Origin of the sequence: Serratia sp. CY37869, assembly GCF_052168895.1 — a bacterium.
GTDB lineage: Bacteria > Pseudomonadota > Gammaproteobacteria > Enterobacterales > Enterobacteriaceae > Serratia > Serratia ureilytica.
The window spans coordinates 395,676-419,418 of record NZ_JBJNLU010000001.1 but is presented as its reverse complement, the minus strand read 5'-3'; the positions used below and the strand labels follow the sequence as shown (position 1 = coordinate 419,418).

Here is a 23,743-nt window from a genome sequence, read left to right as displayed (position 1 = left end):
GATCAAGAATGCGTGGAAAAAATCGACGGATGTTAACTCTTGTTACCTTTTTCTGTATTTCGCCGCATTTAGACCGGGCAACTACGCTTAATGACGTGAACTCACCCTTATTGAGCAGGAGCGACAGCATGAACGAACAGCCACGCCAGGAGCACGAGCCGGATGAGACAATGCAGGTAGAGAGCGAAGAGCAGGAACAGGGCAAACGCGAAATCGAAGTCAGGGAAGAAAATTTGCCTTCGCGCGCGGCAGCGGTGCATGAGCAGATCCGGATGGAAGGCGAAAAAGAGCTAGAGCGCGACGGGCTGGCGCTGCTGTGGTCGGCGATCGCCGCCGGGCTGTCGATGGGCGCCTCGCTGGCGGCGAAAGGCATTTTCCACGCCCGCTTGCCGGACGATCCCAGCCGCTTTTTCATTGAGAACCTCGGCTACACCTTCGGTTTTATCATTGTCATTATGGCGCGCCAGCAGCTGTTTACCGAAAACACCGTCACGGCGGTGTTGCCGATCATGCATAAGCCCACGCCGCGCAACCTGCTTATCCTACTGCGCCTGTGGGGCGTGGTGCTGCTCGGCAATCTGATCGGCACCGCGCTGGCGGCACTGGCGTTTACCCATATGCCGCTGTTCGACGCCGAAACGCGCCGCGCCTTCATCAGTCTGGGCGAAGAGGTGATGCGCCATACGCCGGGAGAAATGTTCGCCAACGGCATCCTGGCCGGCTGGATCATCGCCACCATGGTATGGATGTTCCCGGCCGCCGGCGCGGCGAAAATCTGGGTGATCGTGTTGATGACCTACCTGGTGGCGATTTGCGATTTGACGCATATCGTGGTCGGCTCGGTGGAGATCCTGTATCTGGTGTTCAACGGCGCGATGGAATGGCAAGCATTCGTTTATCCGTTCGCCCTGCCGACGCTGGCGGGCAACATCATCGGCGGCACTTTTATCTTTGCGCTGATAAGCCACGCGCAAATCCGCAACGATTTGAGCGCCAAAAATAAGGCGGCGCGCCTGCAAGAGGAAAAACGGCGCCACGGCGGGGAAAAACCGTGATCGCCGTCGGTTAGCCAAGGAAATTTCGGCGCGAACTGGCGAGGTATTGAGCAAACGCGCCGCTAAGCGCTTATTCTGCGGGTAAAAAAAGGTATAATGCCCCGGCAGCTTCGGTTGCCGGTCCGCAGCGTCCCCGTAGTTAAACGGATATAACAAGCCCCTCCTAAGGGCTAGTTACTGGTTCGATTCCAGTCGGGGACACCATTTTTCCTTATCGAGCCAATGCGCATCGACCGCCCGCGGACCCTGCTCCAATCCCTTATTCAGCCCTAATTTCATCCCTGCGGGTGCAGGCACGCCATCCAGGTCATTCCTGCCAACACGATTGGCTGATGTTCCCGATTATTGGCCATCGCATTTCCTGAAAACATGAACAGAATAAATGCCAGCATGAATTGAATGGCCCGTTTTCCTAAACCGGCGACGATGATTCGGCCAAAGGCAGACAGCCTTAAATACAGTAGCAGGAGTGCGTGGTGCCGTTTATTCATCGAATCGGGGCGATTTTCTCTATTCATGACGTCTCCTTTTCCATCACTACGTCACAGGAATAAGTATATCGACATTGATAACCTTACTGTTTGAACTTTCATCTCTATATAGCTCGATGAAGAAGCTTTCCCTCATTTTGACGTTGATGGCCGGCAAGTAAGTGTCATATATCCCCTCAAAAAAATTAACGTACTCAGGCAACTCGCCCATAAAGGGAATAACAATATATTTGCCCATTGGGATATAGAAGTTGAAGATGGAGTGAAAAACCGCCTGCTCCTTGCCGTTGGCATGGCATTTATTCCCCCTGCTTTTCTCTACATTATATGCCCCCCAATTTTTGCTTAGCCGTTTCTCATTAGTCTGCGCAATATCATTGGCATCTCTGTATTTCCTTATAGAATGGAAAATCAATGTTTTGTAATGCTTCAGCATCTCGATGTCATCCGGCATGACCGTATGATAGAAATAGGGTTTATTATCGTTGCCGTACGGGGGGATCTGCGTGGAAAAATCCCATCCCCGGCTGTTTCTAAAGCTGTTGGGCGTTTCGCCAAAGAAACGTTTGAATGCCCGGGTGTAGCATTGCTGAGAGGCAAACCCCGATGCCAAGGCGACATCCAATATGTTCCCTTGATGCTGTTTGAGCAAGACAGCCGATCGGCTCAGCTTTCTATTCCTGATATACGTCCCGAGCGTAATGCCAAAATAATGCTTAAACAACCGCTGTAAATGCCATTTAGAGTAACCCGAGATAATTGAAACCTTCTCAACCGAAAGCCCCTCCACAATATTCTTTTCCATATACTCCAACACTTGTAAAAGAATATCTCTTCTGTAATCCATGTGCGCTCCTTGCATTTATAAAAGCCGTATCCTTTTCATTAAAATCGTTAAGCGAAGAAATTAAGTCATTAAGATTAATCCTAAAAAATCACGCCCTCTTCTTTTTATTCTCACACCCTCCAAGAGGTCATTATATAAATAACTGAAAATGATCATGTTATATAAATCCACCCACAAGAAAATCGAAAAACAAAATTTAACGGCACAAAGTGCATCTATTGAAGGAGCACTTGCGCCGCCACTGAGAATCACACTTTCTGTTAAATTTTTTATCTTAAAGTGTTTTTTATCGCATCAATTGCATGGCCGAATAGGAATTTCATCATCAGAAATTAAATCGCATTTTATAGCCTTGATTGTTGATAACACTTATTGCAGCTAATGGGTAAAGCCTGAGCCGTGACTAAGGAAGCTGAGAGGAATAAACGCAAAGCCTGAACATCAGGCTTAATAATCACGTGTCGCAACAGTGAGTTTCTTTTTTATCTTTCCCTGCACAGAAAAAGCGGATGCATCAACAAATCATGTTAGAGGTCATATATTGCCTTCCCGTCCCGGGGCATTGATGCTCCCGCACCGCGCCAGCCTCTCCGCCGTCAAGCGCCAAGCCGATACGCGCCATAGTTTGTTACCGTAACCGCCCGCTCCTCAAAAAAAAGCCCAGCACGCAAAGCTGGGCTTTTCATCCAATGAGCGGATTAGTCCGTCAGGTTGTCGATCTCTGCCGCTCTGTGCTTACGCAACAGATACAGCAGCAAGGACACCCGTCGCTCGGTCCGTTCCGGGGTATCCGGCGGCAAGTTATAGCGCAAGGTGTAGCGCTCGTTGTTCTCGTTGCAAAAATCGATGACCAGTACGGGCGCAGACGCTCCCGCCACTTTTCGATAATTCAGCGAGATGCACGACAGGTTTTTGCCCATATCAACTCACCGTGACGGTACGGCGGGTTGACTCGGCAATTCGCCCCACGCCGGCGCTCAACGCAGCGCCCAGCAGCAGTATCAGCAGTGAGCCCCACGCGGCGCGAGAGAGTTGCTTGGCCGCTTCATCAGCCGCTTCACGCGCTTTCTGCTCGGCCTCGGCCTTGAGTTTTTCCACCTTCTGCACCGCCTGCTGATAAGCCTGGGCGTAGTTATCGACGATTTGGCTCGCTTCATCACGGCTCTTGCCGGTGCGTGCCGCAACAATATTCACCAGCGCGTCCTTATCGGCGGCGCTCAACGTCGGCTCACCGGACTGCTTAACGCGCTCGAACCACTGCTTAAGCTCGGTGGCGGCCTGCGCCGGATCGGCCGCAGCATCCACGGCCGACTGTTTGCCGTCGGCGGCCGCCCGATTGGCTTTCTGCTCCAACCGAGCCGGATCCAGCTCCGGCTTACCGGTCTGCTTAAGCGTTGCGTTCAACTGGCTTTCCAGGTTTCCCCAGTCCAGGCTGATGCCATTTTTATCCAACTGTTGCTTCAGGCTGTCGCCCACGCTTGGCGCCGCCGCAGCCAGGCCGCTGCCCGCCAGCGAGAGCCCTTTGCCAACCGCGTTGCCAGCCAGCCCCACCACGCCGCTTGCCAGCGACACCATCAACCAGGTGGTCAGCAAGGTGGTGATCGCCCAGCTCAACAGGCCATGCAAGCCGCCGCGATTCGGCGCGGTGCGGCCGGCGACGAACGCGCCTGCGGCCAACGACGCCAGCGTTGAAACCAGCAGCCAGATCCCGGTGCTGGTGCCAAATCCGCTCAGCGGGTTGCCCTTTTGCATCATATCCACGGCCTGGGCGCCGATCGCCGTCCCCAGCACGCTGAATATCAGATAAGTCACCAGCGCCACGGCACTCCCGGCCAATATCGAGCCCCATGACACCTGAAACGCAAAGCGATTTGATTCATAGACAGTGGTCATCGTTGTTCCTTATATTTTCTGGACAAGTGATTGCACGCACGGCAGAAAACCGCGCAGACAAATTCAGTCTGCCGCGCGACATCATCGGCCGTCCCGGTTCATTTGCACCAGAACGCCTGGTGCATTCACACCCTGCGAATACGCACGTTATGCACTAAGCTGCTCAGCGAGTAGCGTAACCCGCGGCCCCTAGAGAGGCCGCTCCCCTTCTGTCTAGCGGAGAACACATGAGCCAATCCGTCTTGGCCAGCGAAACCAACCGCGGCCACCTGCAGCAAATCATCTCCGGCTTGTCCGACGGCGTGATCCTGACGGATACCGATCAAACCCTGCTATGGGCCAACGAGGCCGCGTTAGCCATGCATGGCGTGAGCCACCAGCAAGCCCTGGGGGCCAATGCCGGCGAGTACGCGGCGCGTTTTGCCCTGCGCTATCGCAACAACCATCCGCTGGCTTTGGAGCAGTACCCTTTGAACCGGGTTGCCGATGGCGAGACCTTCACCGATGTGGTGGTGGAAGTTCGCCAGGTCGACGATCCGGACAGTTTCTGGGTGCACCGCCTGCGGAGCCTGATCGTCACCGATCCGCAGGGGCAGCCGGAGCTGCTGGCGCTGATCATGAGCGACGCGACGGAGTGGGCCAGCGCCGAACAGCGCTTTGAAAAAACCTTTAACGCCAATCCGGCGCCGGCGGTCATCTGTCGGCTCAGCGATCTGCGCTACGTCAAGGTCAATCAAGGGTTCCTTGATATGACCGGTTACCAACGTGAACAGGTCTTGGGGCGTTCGGTTTATGAACTGGACGTCCTGCAACAGGCCGAGCATAAAGAGCTGGCCGTGCAGCGCCTGGGGGAAGGCGCCACCATTCCGCAGATGGAGGCTGAGCTGAAACTGCCCGACGGAGGCAGCAAGCTGGTGGTGGTTGCCGGTCAACCGTTGGACATCAATGAAGACGACTGCATGCTGTTCACGTTTACCGATCTCGAACCCCGGCGCCAGGCTGAATCGGCGCTGCGAGAAAGTGAAGAGCGGTTCGCCAAATCTTTCCGCCTGAGCCCGGTGCCAACGCTGGTGTGCACCGCAGACGGGCGGCGCGTGCTGGATGTTAACGAAGCCTTCACCCGCGCCATCGAATACGACGCCGAAGCCTTGATCGGCAAATCGGTCGACGAGATCCCGGTTTTTGACGATCCCGAGGCGGGCAGCCGTTTGTTTGCCGCCCTGGAAAAAACCGGCAATGTCGAAGGGATGGACATCCGGGTGCGCAAGAAAGGGAGCGAGTTAATCGACTGCGTGGCCTCGGCGGATGCCGTCAGCATCCATAATGCGCCCTGCTATCTGTTGGTGCTCATGGACATTACCGAACGCAAGCGCTCGGAGCTGGAGCTGGTGAACGCCATCGAGGAAGTGATGCAGGACGCCTCGTGGTTTAGCCAAACCCTGATCGAAAAACTGGCTAATGTGAAAAGCATCAATCGGTCCAACCAGACCGGGTTTGCCGCCAACGATCTCACCCCGCGCGAGCGCGATGTGCTGGGTTTGATCTGCGAGGGACTGCCGGACAAGAAAATCGCGGCGCGCCTCAATCTGGCGCTCAACACCATTCGCAATCATGTCGCGACGGTCTATTCCAAACTCGGCGTGCACAGCCGCAGCGAAGCCATCGTATGGGCCAGAGAACGCGGGCTGTTTACCGGCGGACCAGCCTCGATGAATGGCAAGTAGCCTGCAAATGCACTAGCCATACCGATGCAAACGCCCCTTATGAGCACCGAGTGAAGTGCATAACATGGCGGTGCAAATGCAGGCTTTCGCCCTGTGCGAACGCCAAACGGATCGAACCTAAGGAGCGCATCATAATGAACAGCGAAAAAGCCAATGGCATGATGGAAAAAGTGGCGGGCAAAGCGCAGGAAATCGCGGGCGACGTCAGCGGCAACGAACGTTGGCAGGCCGAAGGCGTCACGCGCCAGGCAGTGGGCGCGCTGCAAGAAAAATACGGCGACGCCCTGAGCTGCGCCGGCAGCATGATGAAGAAAAATCCCCTCGCCGCGTTAGCACTCGTTGCCGGCGCAGGTCTGTTGGCCGGCCTGCTGCTGCGTCGCCGTTGATGGGCGCCGACGAGCAAACCGCTTTTCCCTGAATGCCGTGTCCGGTGGGCAGCCACCGGGCACGGTTCTTTGGCCAGGCGGGGGATTGCTGCCTCCCTCTCGTTGGCATCCGGGCTTAACGCGTGCTCTGCGTCGCCATGCCACGGATTATTATGGCGAAACCGTTATATCCCGCATGGAACATGAGCCTTTATCGTTCAGGCTGTCGCACACCGCCTTTACTCGCGGCTTAACGGCACCTCTTTTATTATATTCATCCTATTGCTGATTATCATCGCCCTCTCAATCAACGCCCCCAGCGCCTGTTATTTCCGCTTGTTATGCCAGTAAGTTAATTTACCCTCAACATAACGAAATCCCTCGGCATAAAAACCGAATATATCAATCAGGCTGGGTTTATCCCTCGAGCCATTAAATGTTAATATTGCCGGATTATGCGCACGGAGAAATAGCATGTTCCCCAGTAAAAAACATTCGCAGCGGGCGACCCCACTGACCAGCTATCAATTTTCCAGGCTGCATACTTTCGAATGCGTCGCCCGTCATTTATCTTTTGCGCTGGCGGCACAAGAATTGTCGATCACCCCCAGCGCCGTGAGCCACCGCATTAATTTGCTCGAAAAGGAATTGGGGTTTCTGCTATTCCAACGCTTTCATCGCAGAATTACGCTGACACCGGAGGGCGAGCGCATGCAATGGGCGCTGGACAGCTCCTTCAACACCTTGAATCAGGAAATCCTGGACATCAAAAATCGCGAGTTGACGGGGACCTTGACCCTCTACTCGCACCCGTCCCTGGTGCAATGTCTGCTGCTGCCGCGCATCGGCGATTTTATCGCCCAGCACCCCACCATTCACCTCAACATTCTGACCGGGCAGGAAATCATCAACCTGGCCAACCGCGGCGTGGATCTGGCGATGTACTTCGGCAAACTGCGCTCGGGGCGGCATCTGGAAGAAGCCTTTATGCAGGAATCGATGGTGCCGATCTGCACGCCGCAGTACGCCGCCGCACACAATCTGTATGATGCGCCGGAAAACCTGGCTCACTGTACGCTGCTGCACGATCGCTACAACTCCGGCGAAGATGAGTGGCAAACCTGGTCACAACACTTTGCGCTGGGGCTGGATACCGACAGTAAAAGTATGGAGTTCGACCGTTCCGATCTCGCGGTGCTGGCCGCTACGCGGCACCTTGGCGTCGCCATGGGGCGGCTTAATCTGGTGCAGGACTGGATCAAAAGCGGCGAGCTGATCATTCCGTTCGCCGATATGACCGTGCCCTGCGAACACTGCTATTTTACCTCGACCATCTCCGAGCGGCAGTGGCCGAAGATCCTCGCGTTTAAGCAGTGGATAATGAAAATATCCCCTCTGGTCTGATGGCCAGAGGGTTATCGCCATACTTTGGGAGAATAAGAAAAATGCAACGCGCAGGCATAGAGCCGGCCGGCCTTTGAATAAGAGATATATTTGCGATTTTTATCCCAGGTCAGCAGGGAATTATTGGCAAAGTAATAAACCTCCAGCGGCATCCCGTTAGCCAATTTCGACCAACCTCGGCTTCTTATCACGGTAAAGTCACCGTTATCGCTGAGCGTAATCAACGGCACGCCCCAGGCATAGCGGGATATTTGCATCTGAATAATGAATTGGCTTGCGCAGCTTATTTGGTAATTCTGTACATCAACATCCATAATTTATATTTTTGGTGCCACCCTACGGTCAAAATAAATAAGATATGAACAACTCACCACGATTAACCCCAGCACGATCAGCACGGCACCCAATACAAACTCAATTTGCAGCGGCTCGCCGAGCATGACGACGCCGGCCAGGATGCCGAATACCGGCGTCATAAAGGTGAGAATGCCCAGCGAGGACGCCTGATAACGACGCAACAGTGAAAACCAGATCAGGTAACTGAAAAACGACACGATCACCGTTTGGAACAGCAGGCTACTCCAGGCCACCCGGCTCAGAACGACGTGCAAATTGCCCGACGCTATCGCCAGCAACGACAGCAGCACGCAGGCGCCCGTCAACTGGAACAGCAGCGTCTGTTTAGCCGGGCACTCCGCCAGACGCGTGGTACGGATCACCAGCGTAGAACCGCCCCAGGCGATCCCCGCCAGCAGACCGTAGAGATCGCCCTTCAACCGAGCTGCAGCGCCGCTGCCCTCAGCCATGCCCGATATGGCCAACACCACGCCGCCAAAGGCGATGAGCATGCCAAGCCACTGCACCGACGACAGGCGTTCCTGGCGAATCAGAAAATGCAGGCCGAGAGCGGAAAACAGCGGCGCGGTGTACAAAAACACCGCCATATGCGAAGCGCTGGTATAGCGCAGCCCTTCGGAGACAAAAAAGAACTCCAGCGCGAACAATGCCCCTACGCTCAAACCGGCGCTCAGCGTGGCACGATCCCAGGTGAAGCACTCGCCGCGGCAGCGCGCCAGCAGGTAAACCCCCAGCGCGGCAAGACCGGAGCGAATGGCAATTTGCAGCACCGCCGACACATCCGGTTCAGCGGCCTTGATCGCCACCTGCTGCATCCCCCAAATGGCGCATAGCATCACCATGGCGGCGGCAGCCCTGCCGTCGATACCGATTCTTGCATTCATAATAGGGTTCCCGCCGCCGTTGAAATAATCACAGGCTGCCGTCGCGTTATTCTTTATACACCACGATTTCCTGATAAAGCTTAATAACTTCGCCATCGCTGTCGACGGAGTCGGTATATTCAGTTTGCTGCGCCAGGTGAATCACCTTCCAGCCTTTTCGCGCCAATTCCGGGATCGTCAGGCGCCCCACGCCGCGGCAGAAAAACAGAGTGTCGTCAGACAACCTTAGCTTACTAACCTCTGCATAATCATAAGCTTGAGAATGGCAGACGTGCGACTCCGCCGCCATCACCGGTAATGAAAACAGCCCCACCAACAACATTAACAGGTTTCTCATGGCGACCTCCCAATCGCTTATTCCTGCCAACCGATTACGCAAAAATGCCTCACGTTAATACGGCGGTGACAGGCTGGAATTAATTATCTCTTCATGGCTGAAATTACAGGCTGGGGTTGGTGACTGACAAATGAAAAATATAAACCTTGGCGTTAAATGAATTCATCCGAGTGGAGAGAGAGGCAGAGCGGCCACTTTCACCGCACGAAATGGTCAAAAACCGGCCAATAATTAGCAAGAAAAGTAATTATTTATTTCACCGTTTATGCTACAAATGCCGCCCGCCGCTAAAACACCAAAAAAAACCGTCAAAATGCGCAAAAACGCAGCTTTCTGCGCAAAACATCGGCATGGCGGTGCTGATGAGGGCGGTCATACCTAAAACAGGGATAACACATGGCAATGAAATTGCGCGTAATGACTCAAGCGGTGGCGCTGGGTCTGGCGATCGGCAGCGCGTCGTTCGCCGCTCAGGCGGAAATCACCCTGCTGAAGCAAGATCCACAGGCCGGCGATCCGCTCAGCCGCCTGAACTTCACCGTTGGCGGCAGTATTCGTCCGCAGTTCAACAACATGACGGGCGACGGTGACAAGGGCTCGTACAAGCGTAACGGCTTCGACGGCGGCACCCGCTTCCGTTTCGCGGCGGACTACTATCTGTTCGACGATATCAGCTGGATCAGCTACTACGAGCTGGGCGTGAACATTCCGGCGCTGTTTGACTGGGATCATCACTATGCCGACGGCGCGAGAAACACCAGCCGCCGCATGCTGTACACCGGCCTGAAAAGCAACACCTGGGGCCAGATGACCTTCGGTCAGCAGAACAGCGTTTATTATGACGTGGTGGGCGCCAAGACTGATATTTGGGACTACGACATGCTGGCCCAGGCGCCGGGCAACGGCATTAACGGCGACTACGACGGCTCTTACCGTTCACGCAAAATGCTGAAGTACAAGAACCGCTTCGGCGATGCGGACGTTTACGCTTCGTACCTGTTCAGCGACAGCGACTATCTGCCGGGCAACGGCCTGCGCTACAAGCGCAAAGGCGGCGGCTCTCTGGGTGTGGATTACCATATTACGCCGGATCTGACCTGGGGCACCGCCTGGAACTACACCCGCGCCGAAATGCGCAACCCGTCCACCAGCGGCAGCAAAAGCTACGATCAGAACATTTTCGGCACCGCCATCAGCTGGAAACCGGACAACTGGACCCTGACCTTCGGCGGCGGTTACTACAACGACTTCCTGACCACCAAGAAAGCCGACGTCAATAATTACTTCGCCGGCGATGCGTGGGGTATCGAATACCTGGCCGGTTATACCGTGCCGGTAGGTCAGTACGCGGTGAAATCGGTGATGCCGTACTTCATGGGCGACCGCCTGGAATACATCACCGGCCGCAACTACCAGCGCATCGATAACGGCCTCGGGGTGACCGTACAGTTTGACTACGGTTTCCGCGTTGACGTGGAGCACGTGCTAACATCGAGCACCGACAACCTCGGCGATATGACCGTGGTGCGTCTGCGCTACGATTTCTGATTGCTCAGAATGCAAAAAAGGCCGCGCAAGCGGCCTTTTTCGTTTATTGACACAGCGTCAGAAGCCGCCGCGCGCCGAGCGCCCGACCGCTTCGCCCAGTTGCCATACCGCCATGGCGTAATGGGTGCTGTGGTTATAGCGGGTGATGACGTAGAAGTTCGGCAGACCGTACCAATACTGGTAGCCGGTGCCGACATCCAGCCGCAGCAGGCTGGCCTCTTGGTTATCACCAAGCGAACCCTGCGGGCTCAAGCCGGCTTCGGCCAGCGCGGCGACCGAGTAGCGCGTCTTGAAGCCGTTTTCCAACCCCGGCGCCTGGCCGTTGGCCTGAATGGCGACCGGCTCGCCTTTGGACCAGCCGTGCGCTTTGAAGTAATTGGCCACGCTGCCGATGGCATCGACCGGATCCCACAGGTTGATATGCCCATCGCCGTTGAAATCGACCGCATAGCTTTTGAAGGAAGAAGGCATGAACTGCCCGTAGCCCATCGCACCGGCGAAGGAACCGCGCAACTCGAGCGGATCGTCGCCTTCGGTGCGCGACATCAGCAAGAAGGTTTCCAGCTCACCGGCGAAGTAATCGGCGCGGCGCGGGTAGTCGAAGGCCAGCGTCGCCAGCGCATCGATAATGCGGGTTTTACCCATTACGCGGCCCCAACGGGTTTCCACGCCGATAATCCCCACGATAATCTCCGGCGGCACGCCGTACACCTGCCAGGCGCGCTGCAGCGCATCCTGATATTGATTCCAGAACACTACGCCGTTTTGCACGTTATCCGGGGTGATGAACTTGTTGCGGTAGCGCAGCCAGGAGCCATTCGGCCCGGTTGGCCCCTGGGTAGACGGCGTCGGCGCCTGCCTGTCCATCAACCGCAGCACCGAATCCAATCGCCGAGCCTGCGCCAGCACGTCGTGCAGCTGCTGCCGGTCAAAACCGTGTTCCTGCACCATCTTCTCGATAAAGCGCGCGGTATTCGGGTTATTGGCGAAATCCCCACCCAGCGGCGCGCCGCTGTGCGCCGGGCTCAGCAAAAAGCCGCCCTTTACCGGGGCGCTCTGCGGCGTAGCGGTGGTACTGGGTTTCGGCGTGCTGCTACAGGCAGCAAGCAAGGTAATCAGCGGTAAAAGCGCAACCAGGTGACGCATCGGATATCCATATAGCCATGCAAGAGATAAGTGGGAGTTATGTTAATGCATTGTTCAACGCGAACAAACAGGATTATGCCGCCAATGACCGCGTCAGGTAGCCAAACGTGCCAAATTGTGACGTTTTGCACGGGCAAAGAACGCCCGGTGCGGCCGCGCTGAATCTCAACCGCAACTAAATGAGAAAAGTTATCACCTTGACGCCCACGTTTGCCCCGATAAAATGCCCGACTGCTTGCCACCCGGCTATCGCCGCAATGATCACGACAATGGACTGTGATGGAATCTCTCGGACAACTCGCCAAAGACCTGTACCGTGGGCGCATCTCGCGCAAACCGTTTATTTTCTCGCTGGCGATCTTCGCCATCGGTATCGTGCTGCTGTCGTTTCTGTCGACCTATCTGGATAAAAACCATTTTCGCGCCCACGCGCACGGCGACGGCGCCGAATTCGTCTCGGTGCTGCTGTATCTGCTGTGCATTATGGTGTGGGCGTTGTTCTGTTTCGGCCTGGTCACGTGGTTCATGGCCAAAACCGCATTCCGACTCAACGATATCGGCCTGCCCGGTTGGGCGTTGGCCGTAGCGTGCTATGTTTGCTCGGTGCTCAACAACTACTCCCCCGGCCCGGTAGCGCGCTGGCTGCCGCTGTTCAGTCTGGCAGTCATGGTCTGCGCCCTGCTGTTGCCGCCCGACGGGCTGCGACGCAAGCCGCGTGAACAGACCGATTGAGCGCCATTCCGCTCAAGGCTATGGCTATCCGCCGGCCGTGCCGTCACAATAGCGCCTCATTCAGGTTTTAATCAGGGATCGCCATGTTCAGCCATTACTTCGCCCATTACGCCTTCGATCGCGACAGCGACGCCTGGCAGATCGGTTTTCGCGACTTCCCCGAGTGGCAAACCGCCTGCTATAAACGCGAAGACATCGAACTGGAGGCGCAGGAAAGCCTGTTGGCCGCCATCGCCGCCACGATGGATGAAGGTTTGCCCCTGCCCGCCCCTTCTCCTCTGCAAGCCGATGAGTTGAGGGTACACCTGCCGGCGCTGGTGGCGCTGAAAATCGAACTGCACAACGCCATGCTGCGCAAAAACACCGGTAAAGCGGCGCTGGCGCGCAAGCTGGGTTTCAACGGCGGGCAAATGGAGCGGTTGCTGGATATCGGTTACGCCTCGAAGGTGGAAGCGTTGGAGCAGGCGCTGTATCTGTTGGGCTACGACGTGCGCGTGACAATAAGTGAAGTTTGCCAATAAGTTAGCAACAGGTAAGCAAAATATTACCCGCAGGGGCTAAATTTTCCTCCATTCGCGCCGATGTGATCGTTACCTAATCCTCTGTCGCAACAACGAAGGCTAAAAATGGAGTGGAGTCGCCGTCATATTTGGGCCGTTATTCTGCTGTCTTGTCTCGTTTTTTGGGTCATTCTGGCGACCGGCATCAACGCCGTCGCCTGAGCGCCTGCCGCTGCATTGCTTCATCCCTTATTTTACAGCCCGCCACGGCGGGCTAGTTCCTGTCGCCCGCCGATAAAAAGCGTTATAAAACAGCGCACCCTGTTCAAAAAACAGCCAAAAATTGTGATCAAAAACACAGTATTGAAATCAGACCAGTATTGAGAGTACATTAGCGCCGATCCTGTCGCGGTTCGGATTTTACCTCACGGAGCATGAGGCGCGACAACCGGACAACCCGCGCGCGAGGACGTTGTTCTTTCGTTTGGAAGAACCCGCCCGACAAACAGGTTGCCCATAAAACACTCAGCACAACAATCGGGATCATTGCTGGCGAGGACTCCAGACAGGAGTTGTTCAGTGAAATATTTTTTGATGGGCGTGTCATTCATGCTGGTTGCCTGGGTTGGCACCTTCATGTTGATGGTTGCCTGACCGGGAACACAGCCAAAGGGACGCGCGAGCGTCCCTTTGTCGTTTCCGTCGTTCGCCGTTATTTGCCCGGCATCATGCGGCGCAGGGTGTCGTCCTTGCGCAGGTAGTGGTGATACAGCGCCGCCAGCGCATGCGCGCCAATGATAAAGTAGCCGATATTCGCCAGCGTCTCATGAACCGTTTTAACCAGCTTGCGCATCACCGGATCCGGCGTCACCCATTGCAGTACCGGCCACCCCAGTAAAGTCCACGATTTCCCGCCGTAGGCCAGGGTTAACACGCCCAGCAGCGGCAACATCAGGAATACCACGTACAGCAGCCAATGGAAGATCTTGGCGCCCACTTCCTGCCATTCCTCCAGCGGCGGCGTGGTCGGCGGCGTCGCGTGGAGGGTGCGCACCGCCAGCCGAATCAGCATCAGGGCAAAAACCGAAGCCCCAAAATTAAAGTGCAGATTTTTGACCAGCGGCGCCCACGCCTCCGGCACCGAATCCTTCAGCAACATCGCCGCGTAGGTGAGGATCACCATCAGCAGCGTCAACCAATGTAAAACAATTTGCGATCGCGCGTAGCGGTTGCTCATACACTCTATCCAAAAAATAAAATTCAGCGTAGTCGAGCATAATGGGGAAATAATGAAGAAAACCTTGGGACGGGAAAAAATAAGGCCGGACAAACGTCCGGCCTGACAGGATTATTTGGCGCCGCCGCCTTTGCCCGGCATCAGCAACCCGTCCGCGCGGAACATGGCCTTGATGCCGCGCACCGCCTGGCGAATACGGTCCTGATTTTCGATCAGCGCGAAGCGCACATGGGTATCGCCATAGTCGCCGAAGCCGATGCCCGGCGAAACGCAAACCTTGGCTTCCGCCAACAGGCGTTTGGCGAACTCCAGCGAACCGAGATGGGCATAAGGTTCGGGAATTTTCGCCCAGACGTACATCGACGCCTTCGGGTTTTCCACCATCCAGCCGGCCTCATGCAGCCCTTTCACCAACACATTGCGGCGCTGCCGATACTGTTCGGCGATATCGCGCACGCACTGCTGATCGCCTTCCAGCGCGGCGATGGCCGCCACCTGCAGCGGCGTAAAGGTCCCGTAGTCGTGATAGCTCTTGATGCGCGCCAACGCGCTGACCAGTTCGGGATTGCCGACCATGAAACCGATGCGCCAGCCGGCCATGTTGTAGCTTTTCGACAGGGTGAAGAACTCCACCGCAATGTCTTTCGCCCCCGGCACCTGCATGATCGACGGCGCTTTCCAGCCGTCATAGACGATATCGGCATAGGCCAGATCGTGGATCACCAGCACGTTGTACTGCTTGGCCAGCGCCACCACCCGCTCGAAGAAATCCAGCTCCACGCACTGGGCTGTCGGGTTGGACGGGAAGCCGAGGATCATCATTTTCGGGCGCGGAATGGTTTCGCGAATGGCGCGCTCCAGCTCACCGAAGAAATCCACGCCGTCCACCAGCGGTACCGAGCGCACCTGAGCGCCGGCGATCACCGCGCCGTAAATGTGGATCGGGTAACTGGGGTTCGGCACCAGCACGGTATCGCCGTGATCGAGGGTCGCCAGCATCAGGTGCGCCAGCCCCTCTTTCGAACCGATAGTGACGATGGCTTCGCTTTCCGGATCGATATCCACCTGATAACGATCGGCATACCAGCGCGAAATGGCGCGGCGCAGGCGCGGAATGCCGCGCGAGGTGGAATAACCGTGGGTGTCGTCGCGCTGGGCGACGGCGCACAGTTTTTCCACGATGTGCGGCGGCGTCGGGCCGTCGGGGTTACCCATGCTGAAGTCGATAATATCCTCGCCGCGACGGCGTGCGGCCATCTTCAGTTCGGCGGTGATGTTGAATACGTAAGGGGGAAGGCGTTCAATGCGCGTGAAACGGCGCTGTGGACTGTTATCAGCCATAGGGGATTCCTCGATAGACGTTAGCGCCCGGACCGTCCGAGCGACGCTGGCCAGCGAACTGACCGAATATCGAACATAGCGCAGCGCCGACGAGCTTGTCGATACCCTGCGCGATATTTTTATTTAGCGCTCTGAAACTCCGCCGCCAGCAGCCCGAACAGCCAGTCGTCGCACCACTGATCCGCCAGACGGTAGTTGTCGCGCAGCGTGCCCTCCAGCTGGAAACCACACGACTCCAGCAGGCCGCGCGAGGCGACGTTACCGGCGGTCACGGTGGCGGTCAGCTTGTGAAAACCGCAGGCGTTCACCGCAAAATCCAGCACCGCCCGCAGCGACTCCTTGCCATAGCCCTTGCCCTGCCCGGAAGGCAAACTCCCATATCCCACTTCCGCCTGCCGATACGGCGCCCAGTGCGGGCGAAAGCCGGTAATGCCCACCGCCTCTCCGCTGTGCTTCTCACGCATCACCAGGCACAGCCACTGGTCGCCGTGTTTGTCCCAGACCGGCAGGCGCTCCTCGAACCGTGCGCGGATCTCCGCTTCGCTGCGCGGATCGGAGATGTAACGGATCACCTCGGGATCTTGGTACAGGCGCAGAAACAGCGGCCAATCCTCGGCGGTTATCGACTGTAACTGCAGACGTTCAGTGACCAGCTTCATAAAATCTCCGAAAAACGAAAAAGAGGAACTTACGAATGAAAGATATCTCTTTATTTTCCCCGATTGGTTGCCGATAATCATTTACGTTAAAACCACAAAACCATAACGTCTTGCCCGATTCCCTACAACTGCCCGCCGCCGTTACCCACGCGGCATCAGGAGAACACCATGGCCTCTTTAGTCATCGACGATATTCCGCAGGCGATCGTTAACGTCAAGCGTCAGCTGCGCCAGGCATTGCCCAACTATCGCGACGTATTCCAGGCGCTGGAAGAGAACATCCGCGGCCAGGTCGAACAGATTCGCCGCGAACTGGCCGCCGGCCACAACCCGGTGCCGCAAATTGACGCGGAAGATATCCTGCAGCAGCGCGTCACTGAACAACAAAAAGCGCTGATCAAACAACGCGGCGCCTGCGCTATTCGCGGGGTGTTTCCGCGCGCCAAAGCCGAGGGCTGGAACCGAGAAATCGGCGATTACCTCGATCGCAACAACTTCGTCGAGCGATTGAAGAACGCCGCCGAAGACAACTATTTCGGCAAGCTGGCCGCCAGCAAGCCACAGATCTACGGCATCTATTGGTCAAAACCGCAGGTTGAAGCGCGGCAGGACGCGCGCATGCATGCGGTGCAGGTGTTTCTCAACAGCCTGTGGGCCACCGAAAGCAACGGCAAACAGCATTTCGATCCGACTCGCGTCGCCACCTACGCCGATCGCACCCGCCGCCGCCCGCCGAACTCCTCGTCGCTGGGCCTGTCGCCGCACGTCGACAGCGGCACCATCGAGCGCTGGCTGGACGAGAACTTCCGCTATGTGTATCGCCACGTCTTCTCCGGCGACTGGCAGCAGTACGATCCCTTCGCCGCCGACGGCCGCACCGAAGTGCGCGAGATAGCCTCTCCGGCGGTCTGCTCGATGTTCCGCACCTTCCAGGGCTGGACGGCGCTGACGCCGCAGCGCACCAACGCCGGCACGCTGAACCTGGTGCCAATCGCCAACGCCATGGCCTATGTGCTGCTGCGCGCGCTGCAGGACGACGTCGCCGATGACGATCTGTGCGATGCGGCGCCGGGTCGCGCGCTGTCGATCTCGGAAAAATGGCATCCCCTTTTATTAAGCGGGATTTCCCCTATTCCCGATCTGGAGCCGGGCGACACGGTCTTTTGGCACTGCGATGTGATCCACGCGGTGGAGAACGAACATAACGGCGAGTTCGACAGCAACGTGATGTACATCGCCGCCGCGCCGGGCTGCGAGAAAAACGACGCCTATCTGCAGCGCCAGCTGCCGAGCTTTATCGACGGCAGAACGCCGCCGGACTTCGCCCCCGACGATTTCGAGGTCGATTTCGAGGGCCGCGCCACCGTCGAGCTGCTGACGCCGCTGGGCAAAGCGCAGCTCGGGATGCGCTGACCGCCGCCCCCAGCCACGGGCCTCTCTCGCTGTGGTATACTGCCGTCATCCGTAGGCCGCAGCGAGAACCCGTCGTGCACCCTTTTTTTGAAATGCTGTTGGCGGTGTTTGATCGCGCCGCGCTGATGTTGATCTGTCTGTTTTTCCTGACCCGCACCCGGCTGTTCCGCCAACTGCTGCAAAAAGAAGACCATACGCCGCTTGAGCTCGGCATCGTCACGGCAATCTTCTCGCTGTTCGCGCTGTTCAGCACCTACTCCGGCATCAACGTTGAGGGCTCGCTGGTCAACGTGCGCGTCATCGCCATCATGGCCGGCGGCATCCTGTTCGGCCCCTGGGTGGGGATCGTCACCGGCATCATTGCCGGGGTGCACCGTTATCTGATCGACATCGGCGGCATCACCTCGGTGCCCTGCCTTATCACCAGCATCATCGCCGGCATCAGCGCCGGTTACATCAACCTCAAGGTCAAAAAAGAGCAGCGCTGGCGCGCCGGCATCGTCGGCGGCATGCTGTGCGAATCCCTCACCATGCTGCTGATCGTGCTGTTGGCCAAGCCGACCGAGCTCGGGCTGGACATCGTGTCGCAGATCGCCCTGCCGATGATCCTCGGCACGGTGTGCATCGGCCTGATCGTGCTGCTGGTGCAGAGCGTCGAGGATGAGAAAGAAGTGATCGCCGCGCGCCAGGCCAAGCTGGCGCTGGATATCGCCCACAAGACGCTGCCCTATTTCCGCAACATCAACAGCGAATCGCTGGCCACCATCTGCGATATCATCCGCCAGGATATCCGCGCCGACGCGGTGGCGATCACCGATACCCATCAGGTGCTGGCTTACGTCGGCGTAGGGCGCGAAGCCTACCCGATCGGCCGCGAAGGGCTGAGCCGCGTCACTCGCGAAAGCATTCGCCACGGCAAAATCATCATCAAAAACAACCTGGAAAACCCGGCCGCGCCGCAGATCCATTCGCAGCTGGTGGTGCCGCTGTGGGAAAAAGGTGAAGTGACCGGCGCGCTGAAAATTTACTACTGCCACGCTCACCAGATCACCAACACGCTGAAAGTGATGGCGGTCGGGCTGTCGCAGATCATCTCCACCCAGATGGAGGTTTCGCGCATCGAGCACCTGCGTCAGATGGCGGATAAAGCCGAAATGCGCGCGCTGCAGAGCAAGATTAACCCGCACTTCCTGTTCAACGCGCTGAACGCCATCTCTTCCTCCATCCGCCTGAATCCGGACACCGCGCGCCAGCTGATCATCAACCTGTCGCGCTACCTGCGCTACAACCTGGAGCTGAACGACGAACTGATCGATATCCGCAAGGAACTTCATCAGATCCAGGATTACATCGCCATCGAACAGGCGCGTTTCGGCGCCAAGCTGACGGTGATTTACGACATCGACGACGACGTCTCGGTGCGCATTCCGAGTCTGCTGATCCAGCCGCTGGTGGAGAACGCCATCGTGCACGGCATCCAGCCCTGCAAGGGCAAAGGGGTAGTGGTGATCGCAGTGAAAGATCAGGGCGACCGGGTGAAAATATCGGTGAAGGATACCGGCCACGGCATCAATCAGGAAACCATCGATCGGGTGGCGCGCAACGAGATGCCGGGCCACAATATCGGCCTGCTCAACGTACACCACCGCGTGTCGCTGTTGTACGGTGAAGGGCTGCATATCCGCCGCCTGGAGCCGGGCACCGAAATCGCGTTCTACATCAGCAAAAACGGCGGCAAGCTGCATCAGGAGCCGAGCGCGCCGCCGGTCGGGGAGGCCTCATGAAAGCCATTATCGTGGAAGACGAATTCCTCGCGCAGGAAGAACTCAGCTACCTGATCAAGAAACACAGCAATATCGATATCGTCGCCACCTTCGAGGATGGCCTCGACGTCCTCAAATACCTGCAGACTCACCAGGTCGACGCCATTTTCCTCGACATCAACATCCCGTCGCTGGACGGCGTGTTGCTGGCGCAAAACATCAGCAAATTCGCGCATCGCCCGTCTATCGTGTTCATCACCGCCTATAAAGAGCATGCGGTGGAAGCGTTCGAGATCGAAGCGTTCGACTATATCCTCAAGCCCTATCACGAGGCGCGCATCGTCACCATGCTGCAAAAGCTGGAGGCGCTGCATCATCGTCCCGCCGGCGCGACGGAGCCGGCCAGCGCGCCGAGCCGCGGCAGCCACAGCATCAACCTGATCAAAGACGAGCGGATCATCGTTACCGACATCAACGACATCTATTACGCCGCCGCCGATGAAAAGGTGACGCGGGTCTATACCCGCCGGGAAGAGTTCGTGATGCCGATGAACATCACCGAGTTTTACGGCAGGCTGCCGGAAGAGCATTTCTTCCGCTGCCACCGCTCTTACTGCGTTAACCTGGCGAAGATCCGCGAGATCGTGCCCTGGTTCAACAATACCTACATTCTGCGGCTGAGCGATCTCGAGTTTGAAGTGCCGGTCAGCCGCAGCAAGGTGAAAGAGTTCCGCAAGCTGATGCGCCTGTAAGCGCTTACCAGCGCGGGCCCGGACGGTAGTAATACCCCGGCGGCGGCGGTGGCGGCATGCGGTAATGCGGCCGGTCGCGCCAGTCGCGCCGCGGCGGCCCGTAGTAAATCACCCGGGGCGGCGGGCCGTAATAGTACCCGCGCGGGCGTTCATACCGGCGGTGATCGGCCCACCAGCGCGGATCGCGCCAGCGATAGCCGTCCCAGTAATGGCCGCGATTGTCGCGATCGCCGATATGCAACGACAGGCCAGGCACGTTCACGCCGATGGAGACGTCGGCCTGGCTCGCCAGCGGCAGCGCCAGCAGCGCAGCCAGTAACAACAGCGTTTTTTTCATTTCATGGCTCCTGCAGAGCGGACCTTGTCCGATCGCAGATAACATAGCCCCGCGCTCACCGCCGCTCTATAGGCGCAATGCCGATTTACGCCTTTCAGACGCATCCTTCACAATTCCACCACAATCGTTCACCGGCGATTAACAATAAATCGTTGATATCTTTGATGTAGATCACGTGTCACCCCCGGCATTTCACGGGCTTTCAGGCGCAAAAACGGCAACTCACGCCCCATAAAATGCATTTCATTCCTTCCGTCGTGCAACTCATTCCCGATCCGCCGCCCGCCGCAGGGGCCGGCCATATAATAAGCCCATACCGCGGGAACGCTGATTCACCCCGCAAATTTCAGCCAACGGCTCACGCCCGGCAACGCACACACAGGAAGGAGACCGGCCATGAACACCAAACCGGCAAATCGCAGCTTAATCGTTCTCGGCACCATCATCTGTCAGATGGGTCTGGGCACCATCTACACCTGGAGCCTGTTCAACCAGCCGCTGGTCGACAAGTTCCACTGGGGGCTGGCGGACGTCGCCACCACCTTCTCCATCACCAGCTTCTTCCTGGCCTTCGCCACGCTGTTCGCCGGTAAGCTGCAAGAACGCTTCGGCATCCGCAACCTGACGCTGTGCTCCGGCATCCTGGTCGGCCTGGGCCTTATCGCCAGCGCCCACGTCAGCTCTCTCGACATGATCTACCTGCTGGCCGGCGTGGTGGTGGGCTTTGCGGTCGGTATCGCCTACATCTCCACCCTGTCCAACCTGATCAAATGGTTCCCGGCCAACAAAGGCCTGATTTCCGGCATCTCCGTCGGCGCCTTCGGCAGCGGCAGCCTGCTGTTCAAATACGTCAATGCCGCCCTGATCGCCGACGTCGGCGTTTCCGGCGCCTTCTTCTACTGGGGTGCCATCGTGATGGGCCTGATCGTCGTCGGCTCCCTGCTGCTGAAAGAGCCGGTGCTGGCGACCAACGCCGCACAGCCAGGCGCCAACGGTCTGGGCAACGACTTCAGCGTGCGCCAGATGCTGGCCACCAAAGAAGCCTACCTGCTGTTCACCATCTTCTTTGCCGCCTGCATGAGCGGTCTGTATCTGATTGGCATCGTGAAAGACATGGGCGTTCAACTGGCCGGGATGGACTTGGCCACCGCCGCCAACACCGTGTCCGCCGTCGCCATCTTTAACACCGCCGGCCGCATCATCCTGGGGACGCTGTCCGATAAAGTGGGCCGTATGCGCGTCATCAGCTTCACCATGCTGGTTACCGTGCTGGCGATTGTCGCCCTGAGCTTCATGACCCTGAACCACACGCTGTTCTTCATCTGCGTCGGCGCGGTGGCCTTCTGCTTCGGCGGCAACATCACCGTGTTCCCGGCGATTGTCGGCGACTTCTTCGGTCTGAAAAACCACAGCAAGAACTACGGCATCATCTACCAGGGCTTCGGCCTGGGCGCGCTGGCCGGTTCGTTCGTCGCCAAATACTTCGGCGGCTTCCACGCCACCTTCATGGTGATTGGCGTTCTGTCCGCCGCCTCCTTGCTGATTACGCTGTTCATCAAAGCGCCGAAAGCCGTGGAAGTGGAAAGCGAAGAAACGGCACAGGCGGCAGAGCTGGCCAAAGCCTGATACCCCACGAAAACGACAAGGGGCGCAACCTGCGGGTTGCGCCCCTTTTTTTATCGTGCCGCCGCGTTGCTTACAGCTGCATGCCCAGCGTCTGGCGCAGATGCGCGCCGGCTCCCAGCAGACCCGGTTGGCCATGGGTTATCATGAACACCGGAATGTCTCGCACATAGTCACGGAAACGCCCTTTATCTTCGAAGGCGGCGCGGAAGCCCGAGGCCTTGAAGAATTCCATAAAGCGCGGCACGATGCCGCCGGCGATGTACACGCCGCCAAAGGTGCCCAGATTCAGCGCCAGGTTGCCGCCGAAGCGCCCCATGATCACGCAAAACAGCGACAGCGCACGGCGGCAGTCGATGCAGCTGTCGGCCAGCGCCCGCTCGGTAATGTCCTTCGGCTCCAGTTTCTCCGGCAGGCGGTTGTCTGCCTTGACGATGGCGCGATACAGGTTGACCAGGCCCGGCCCGGACAGCACGCGCTCGGCGGAAACGTGCCCCACTTCACCGCGCAGCACCTCCAGAATAATGTCTTCTTCTTCGCTGTTCGGTGCGAAATCGACATGGCCGCCCTCGCCCGGCAGGCTGACCCAGCGGCGATCGACCTGCACCAGGTGGGCAACACCCAGCCCAGTGCCGGCGCCGTACACCGCGATCGGTTTGCCCGGCTGCGCATCGCCGCCGCCAAACTGCAGCACGTCGTCCGACGAGAGCATCGGGATCGCCATCGAGACGGCGGTGAAATCGTTGATCACTTCCAGATGACTCAACCCCAGGTTGGCCTTCATTTCTTTGATAGAGAACGCCCAGCTGTGGTTGGTCATCGCAACCCAGTCTTCCGTCACCGGGCAGGCGATCGCGATACAGGCGTCCTGCACCTCGATATCGCACGCTTTCAGATAGTGGCGGATCACCGCCTCCAGGCTGTCGAACTCCAGGCCGGAATAGGTTTTCGCCTGGGTAATCTCACCCGTCGCAACAGTGCACAACGCCAGGCGGGCATTGGTGCCGCCAACATCACCTACGAGGGCATAGGTCATTGATTTCGTCTCCGCAAAATGAAAAATAAAAAGCTGCCCACACTGTAAAATCCTGCTGCGAAAACAACAATCACCCGCCTCGTATCTGCACCCCAATAGCGATCCGGATCACAAAAAACGTTTCAGCTGGCCCGCGACGCCGCGCTTTGAAACAAATTGCGGCAAAAAACGCCCCTCGGCGACTGTTAACCGTCATCGACGCCGGGCAATATCAATGCGTGCCTGCGCGCCGATAGTCTGGCAAGCTGTGGCCACTGTCCAACCACCCGCTCTCCCTGCCCTGCATGGAGGCATCGACA

Annotated in this window: 25 protein-coding genes and 1 tRNA gene; 13 read left to right on the top strand and 13 right to left on the bottom strand. The window is 57.5% G+C overall.

The features are described 5' to 3' along the window. The first annotated feature begins 128 nt into the window (after positions 1–128). Together ACJ8J1_RS02130 and ACJ8J1_RS02125 are read left to right on the top strand one after the other, a co-directional pair. Positions 129–1,055 (top strand): formate/nitrite transporter family protein, encoded by a 927-nt coding sequence (locus tag ACJ8J1_RS02130; protein ID WP_046687571.1) that lies wholly within the window; start codon positions 129–131, stop codon positions 1,053–1,055. A gap of 129 nt (positions 1,056–1,184) precedes the next feature. Continuing rightward, a tRNA-Arg gene (locus ACJ8J1_RS02125) sits at positions 1,185–1,259 on the top strand. Positions 1,260–1,330: 71 nt separating this feature from the next. Here the strand turns inward: ACJ8J1_RS02125 and ACJ8J1_RS02120 are convergent. From ACJ8J1_RS02120 to ACJ8J1_RS02105, 4 genes are all read right to left on the bottom strand, one after another. Then, positions 1,331–1,573, bottom strand: coding sequence for a hypothetical protein (locus ACJ8J1_RS02120; protein WP_089197287.1), 243 nt, complete (start codon positions 1,571–1,573; stop codon positions 1,331–1,333). Positions 1,574–1,592: 19 nt separating this feature from the next. Then, on the bottom strand, positions 1,593–2,393 hold the full coding sequence (locus tag ACJ8J1_RS02115) for a helix-turn-helix domain-containing protein (RefSeq protein WP_089195029.1): 801 nt from the start codon (positions 2,391–2,393) through the stop codon (positions 1,593–1,595). Positions 2,394–3,091: 698 nt separating this feature from the next. Continuing rightward, positions 3,092–3,313, bottom strand: a complete 222-nt coding sequence (locus ACJ8J1_RS02110) for a hypothetical protein (protein ID WP_033643922.1) — start codon at positions 3,311–3,313, stop codon at positions 3,092–3,094. 1 nt (position 3,314) lies between these two features. Further along, positions 3,315–4,286, bottom strand: a complete 972-nt coding sequence (locus ACJ8J1_RS02105; RefSeq protein ID WP_046687574.1) for a YrzE family protein — start codon at positions 4,284–4,286, stop codon at positions 3,315–3,317. Between the two features lie 227 nt (positions 4,287–4,513). On the opposite strand from ACJ8J1_RS02105, the gene ACJ8J1_RS02100 reads away from it, so the two are divergent. The 3 genes from ACJ8J1_RS02100 (at position 4,514) to dsdC (ending at position 7,779) form a co-directional block, all read left to right on the top strand. Beyond that, on the top strand, positions 4,514–6,010 hold the full coding sequence (locus ACJ8J1_RS02100; RefSeq protein WP_103682052.1) for a PAS domain S-box protein: 1,497 nt from the start codon (positions 4,514–4,516) through the stop codon (positions 6,008–6,010). Positions 6,011–6,144: 134 nt separating this feature from the next. Next, complete coding sequence (locus ACJ8J1_RS02095) at positions 6,145–6,396, top strand: CsbD family protein (RefSeq protein ID WP_033643925.1); 252 nt, start codon at positions 6,145–6,147, stop codon at positions 6,394–6,396. 453 nt (positions 6,397–6,849) lie between these two features. After that, positions 6,850–7,779 carry a DNA-binding transcriptional regulator DsdC gene (gene dsdC / locus ACJ8J1_RS02090; RefSeq protein ID WP_033651984.1) on the top strand — a complete coding sequence of 310 codons (930 nt, stop codon included), beginning with the start codon at positions 6,850–6,852 and terminating at the stop codon, positions 7,777–7,779. An 11-nt stretch (positions 7,780–7,790) separates the two neighbouring features. Here the strand turns inward: dsdC and ACJ8J1_RS02085 are convergent, their stop codons facing one another. Genes ACJ8J1_RS02085 through ACJ8J1_RS02075 form a run of 3 tightly spaced genes read right to left on the bottom strand, consistent with a single transcriptional unit; the run spans position 7,791 to position 9,357 of the window. After that, complete coding sequence (locus tag ACJ8J1_RS02085) at positions 7,791–8,093, bottom strand: hypothetical protein (RefSeq protein WP_033643927.1); 303 nt, start codon at positions 8,091–8,093, stop codon at positions 7,791–7,793. 3 nt (positions 8,094–8,096) lie between these two features. Next, entirely contained in the window at positions 8,097–9,020 is a 924-nt protein-coding gene (locus ACJ8J1_RS02080) for a DMT family transporter (RefSeq protein WP_046687576.1), read from the bottom strand. A gap of 46 nt (positions 9,021–9,066) precedes the next feature. Next, complete coding sequence (locus ACJ8J1_RS02075; protein WP_103682051.1) at positions 9,067–9,357, bottom strand: hypothetical protein; 291 nt, start codon at positions 9,355–9,357, stop codon at positions 9,067–9,069. 396 nt (positions 9,358–9,753) lie between these two features. On the opposite strand from ACJ8J1_RS02075, the gene ACJ8J1_RS02070 reads away from it, so the two are divergent. Continuing rightward, positions 9,754–10,905 (top strand): porin, encoded by a 1,152-nt coding sequence (locus ACJ8J1_RS02070; protein ID WP_033632458.1) that lies wholly within the window; start codon positions 9,754–9,756, stop codon positions 10,903–10,905. 57 nt (positions 10,906–10,962) lie between these two features. On the opposite strand, the gene mltB is transcribed toward ACJ8J1_RS02070, so the two are convergent. Then, positions 10,963–12,051 carry a lytic murein transglycosylase B gene (gene mltB, locus ACJ8J1_RS02065; protein WP_033632457.1) on the bottom strand — a complete coding sequence of 363 codons (1,089 nt, stop codon included), beginning with the start codon at positions 12,049–12,051 and terminating at the stop codon, positions 10,963–10,965. A gap of 279 nt (positions 12,052–12,330) precedes the next feature. Here mltB and ACJ8J1_RS02060 point away from each other — a divergent pair, with 279 nt between their 5' ends. The 3 genes from ACJ8J1_RS02060 (at position 12,331) to ypdK (ending at position 13,937) form a co-directional block, all read left to right on the top strand. Beyond that, positions 12,331–12,783, top strand: coding sequence for a DUF805 domain-containing protein (locus ACJ8J1_RS02060; RefSeq protein ID WP_033643931.1), 453 nt, complete (start codon positions 12,331–12,333; stop codon positions 12,781–12,783). Positions 12,784–12,866: 83 nt separating this feature from the next. Continuing rightward, positions 12,867–13,304: an antitoxin HicB gene (locus tag ACJ8J1_RS02055; RefSeq protein ID WP_033651988.1), complete on the top strand. Its 438-nt coding sequence runs from the start codon at positions 12,867–12,869 to the stop codon at positions 13,302–13,304. A gap of 558 nt (positions 13,305–13,862) precedes the next feature. Further along, positions 13,863–13,937, top strand: coding sequence for a membrane protein YpdK (gene ypdK / locus ACJ8J1_RS02050; RefSeq protein ID WP_099782600.1), 75 nt, complete (start codon positions 13,863–13,865; stop codon positions 13,935–13,937). A gap of 58 nt (positions 13,938–13,995) precedes the next feature. Here ypdK and ACJ8J1_RS02045 read toward each other — a convergent pair whose 3' ends face one another. The 3 genes from ACJ8J1_RS02045 to ACJ8J1_RS02035 form a co-directional block, all read right to left on the bottom strand. Further along, entirely contained in the window at positions 13,996–14,520 is a 525-nt protein-coding gene (locus ACJ8J1_RS02045) for a cytochrome b (RefSeq protein ID WP_103682050.1), read from the bottom strand. A 111-nt stretch (positions 14,521–14,631) separates the two neighbouring features. After that, positions 14,632–15,861 (bottom strand): alanine transaminase, encoded by a 1,230-nt coding sequence (alaC, locus tag ACJ8J1_RS02040; RefSeq protein WP_033643934.1) that lies wholly within the window; start codon positions 15,859–15,861, stop codon positions 14,632–14,634. Between the two features lie 119 nt (positions 15,862–15,980). Further along, complete coding sequence (locus ACJ8J1_RS02035; RefSeq protein ID WP_033643935.1) at positions 15,981–16,520, bottom strand: GNAT family N-acetyltransferase; 540 nt, start codon at positions 16,518–16,520, stop codon at positions 15,981–15,983. 168 nt (positions 16,521–16,688) lie between these two features. On the opposite strand from ACJ8J1_RS02035, the gene ACJ8J1_RS02030 reads away from it, so the two are divergent. From ACJ8J1_RS02030 to ACJ8J1_RS02020, 3 genes are all read left to right on the top strand, one after another. Next, the gene (locus ACJ8J1_RS02030) at positions 16,689–17,933 is read left to right on the top strand and encodes a DUF1479 domain-containing protein (protein WP_042785138.1); all 1,245 of its coding nucleotides are present in this window, start codon (positions 16,689–16,691) and stop codon (positions 17,931–17,933) included. Positions 17,934–18,025: 92 nt separating this feature from the next. Beyond that, positions 18,026–19,717, top strand: coding sequence for a sensor histidine kinase (locus tag ACJ8J1_RS02025; RefSeq protein WP_103682049.1), 1,692 nt, complete (start codon positions 18,026–18,028; stop codon positions 19,715–19,717). After that, positions 19,714–20,448, top strand: coding sequence for a LytR/AlgR family response regulator transcription factor (locus tag ACJ8J1_RS02020; RefSeq protein ID WP_025303751.1), 735 nt, complete (start codon positions 19,714–19,716; stop codon positions 20,446–20,448). The genes ACJ8J1_RS02025 and ACJ8J1_RS02020 overlap by 4 nt, the downstream gene beginning before the upstream one ends. A gap of 4 nt (positions 20,449–20,452) precedes the next feature. Here the strand turns inward: ACJ8J1_RS02020 and ACJ8J1_RS02015 are convergent, their stop codons facing one another. Beyond that, positions 20,453–20,785: a DUF2502 domain-containing protein gene (locus tag ACJ8J1_RS02015; protein ID WP_033643938.1), complete on the bottom strand. Its 333-nt coding sequence runs from the start codon at positions 20,783–20,785 to the stop codon at positions 20,453–20,455. A gap of 396 nt (positions 20,786–21,181) precedes the next feature. Here ACJ8J1_RS02015 and ACJ8J1_RS02010 point away from each other — a divergent pair, with 396 nt between their 5' ends. Continuing rightward, on the top strand, positions 21,182–22,411 hold the full coding sequence (locus tag ACJ8J1_RS02010) for an L-lactate MFS transporter (RefSeq protein ID WP_033643939.1): 1,230 nt from the start codon (positions 21,182–21,184) through the stop codon (positions 22,409–22,411). Between the two features lie 70 nt (positions 22,412–22,481). On the opposite strand, the gene glk is transcribed toward ACJ8J1_RS02010, so the two are convergent. After that, positions 22,482–23,444 carry a glucokinase gene (glk, locus tag ACJ8J1_RS02005; RefSeq protein WP_042785139.1) on the bottom strand — a complete coding sequence of 321 codons (963 nt, stop codon included), beginning with the start codon at positions 23,442–23,444 and terminating at the stop codon, positions 22,482–22,484. Positions 23,445–23,743 lie beyond the last annotated feature (299 nt).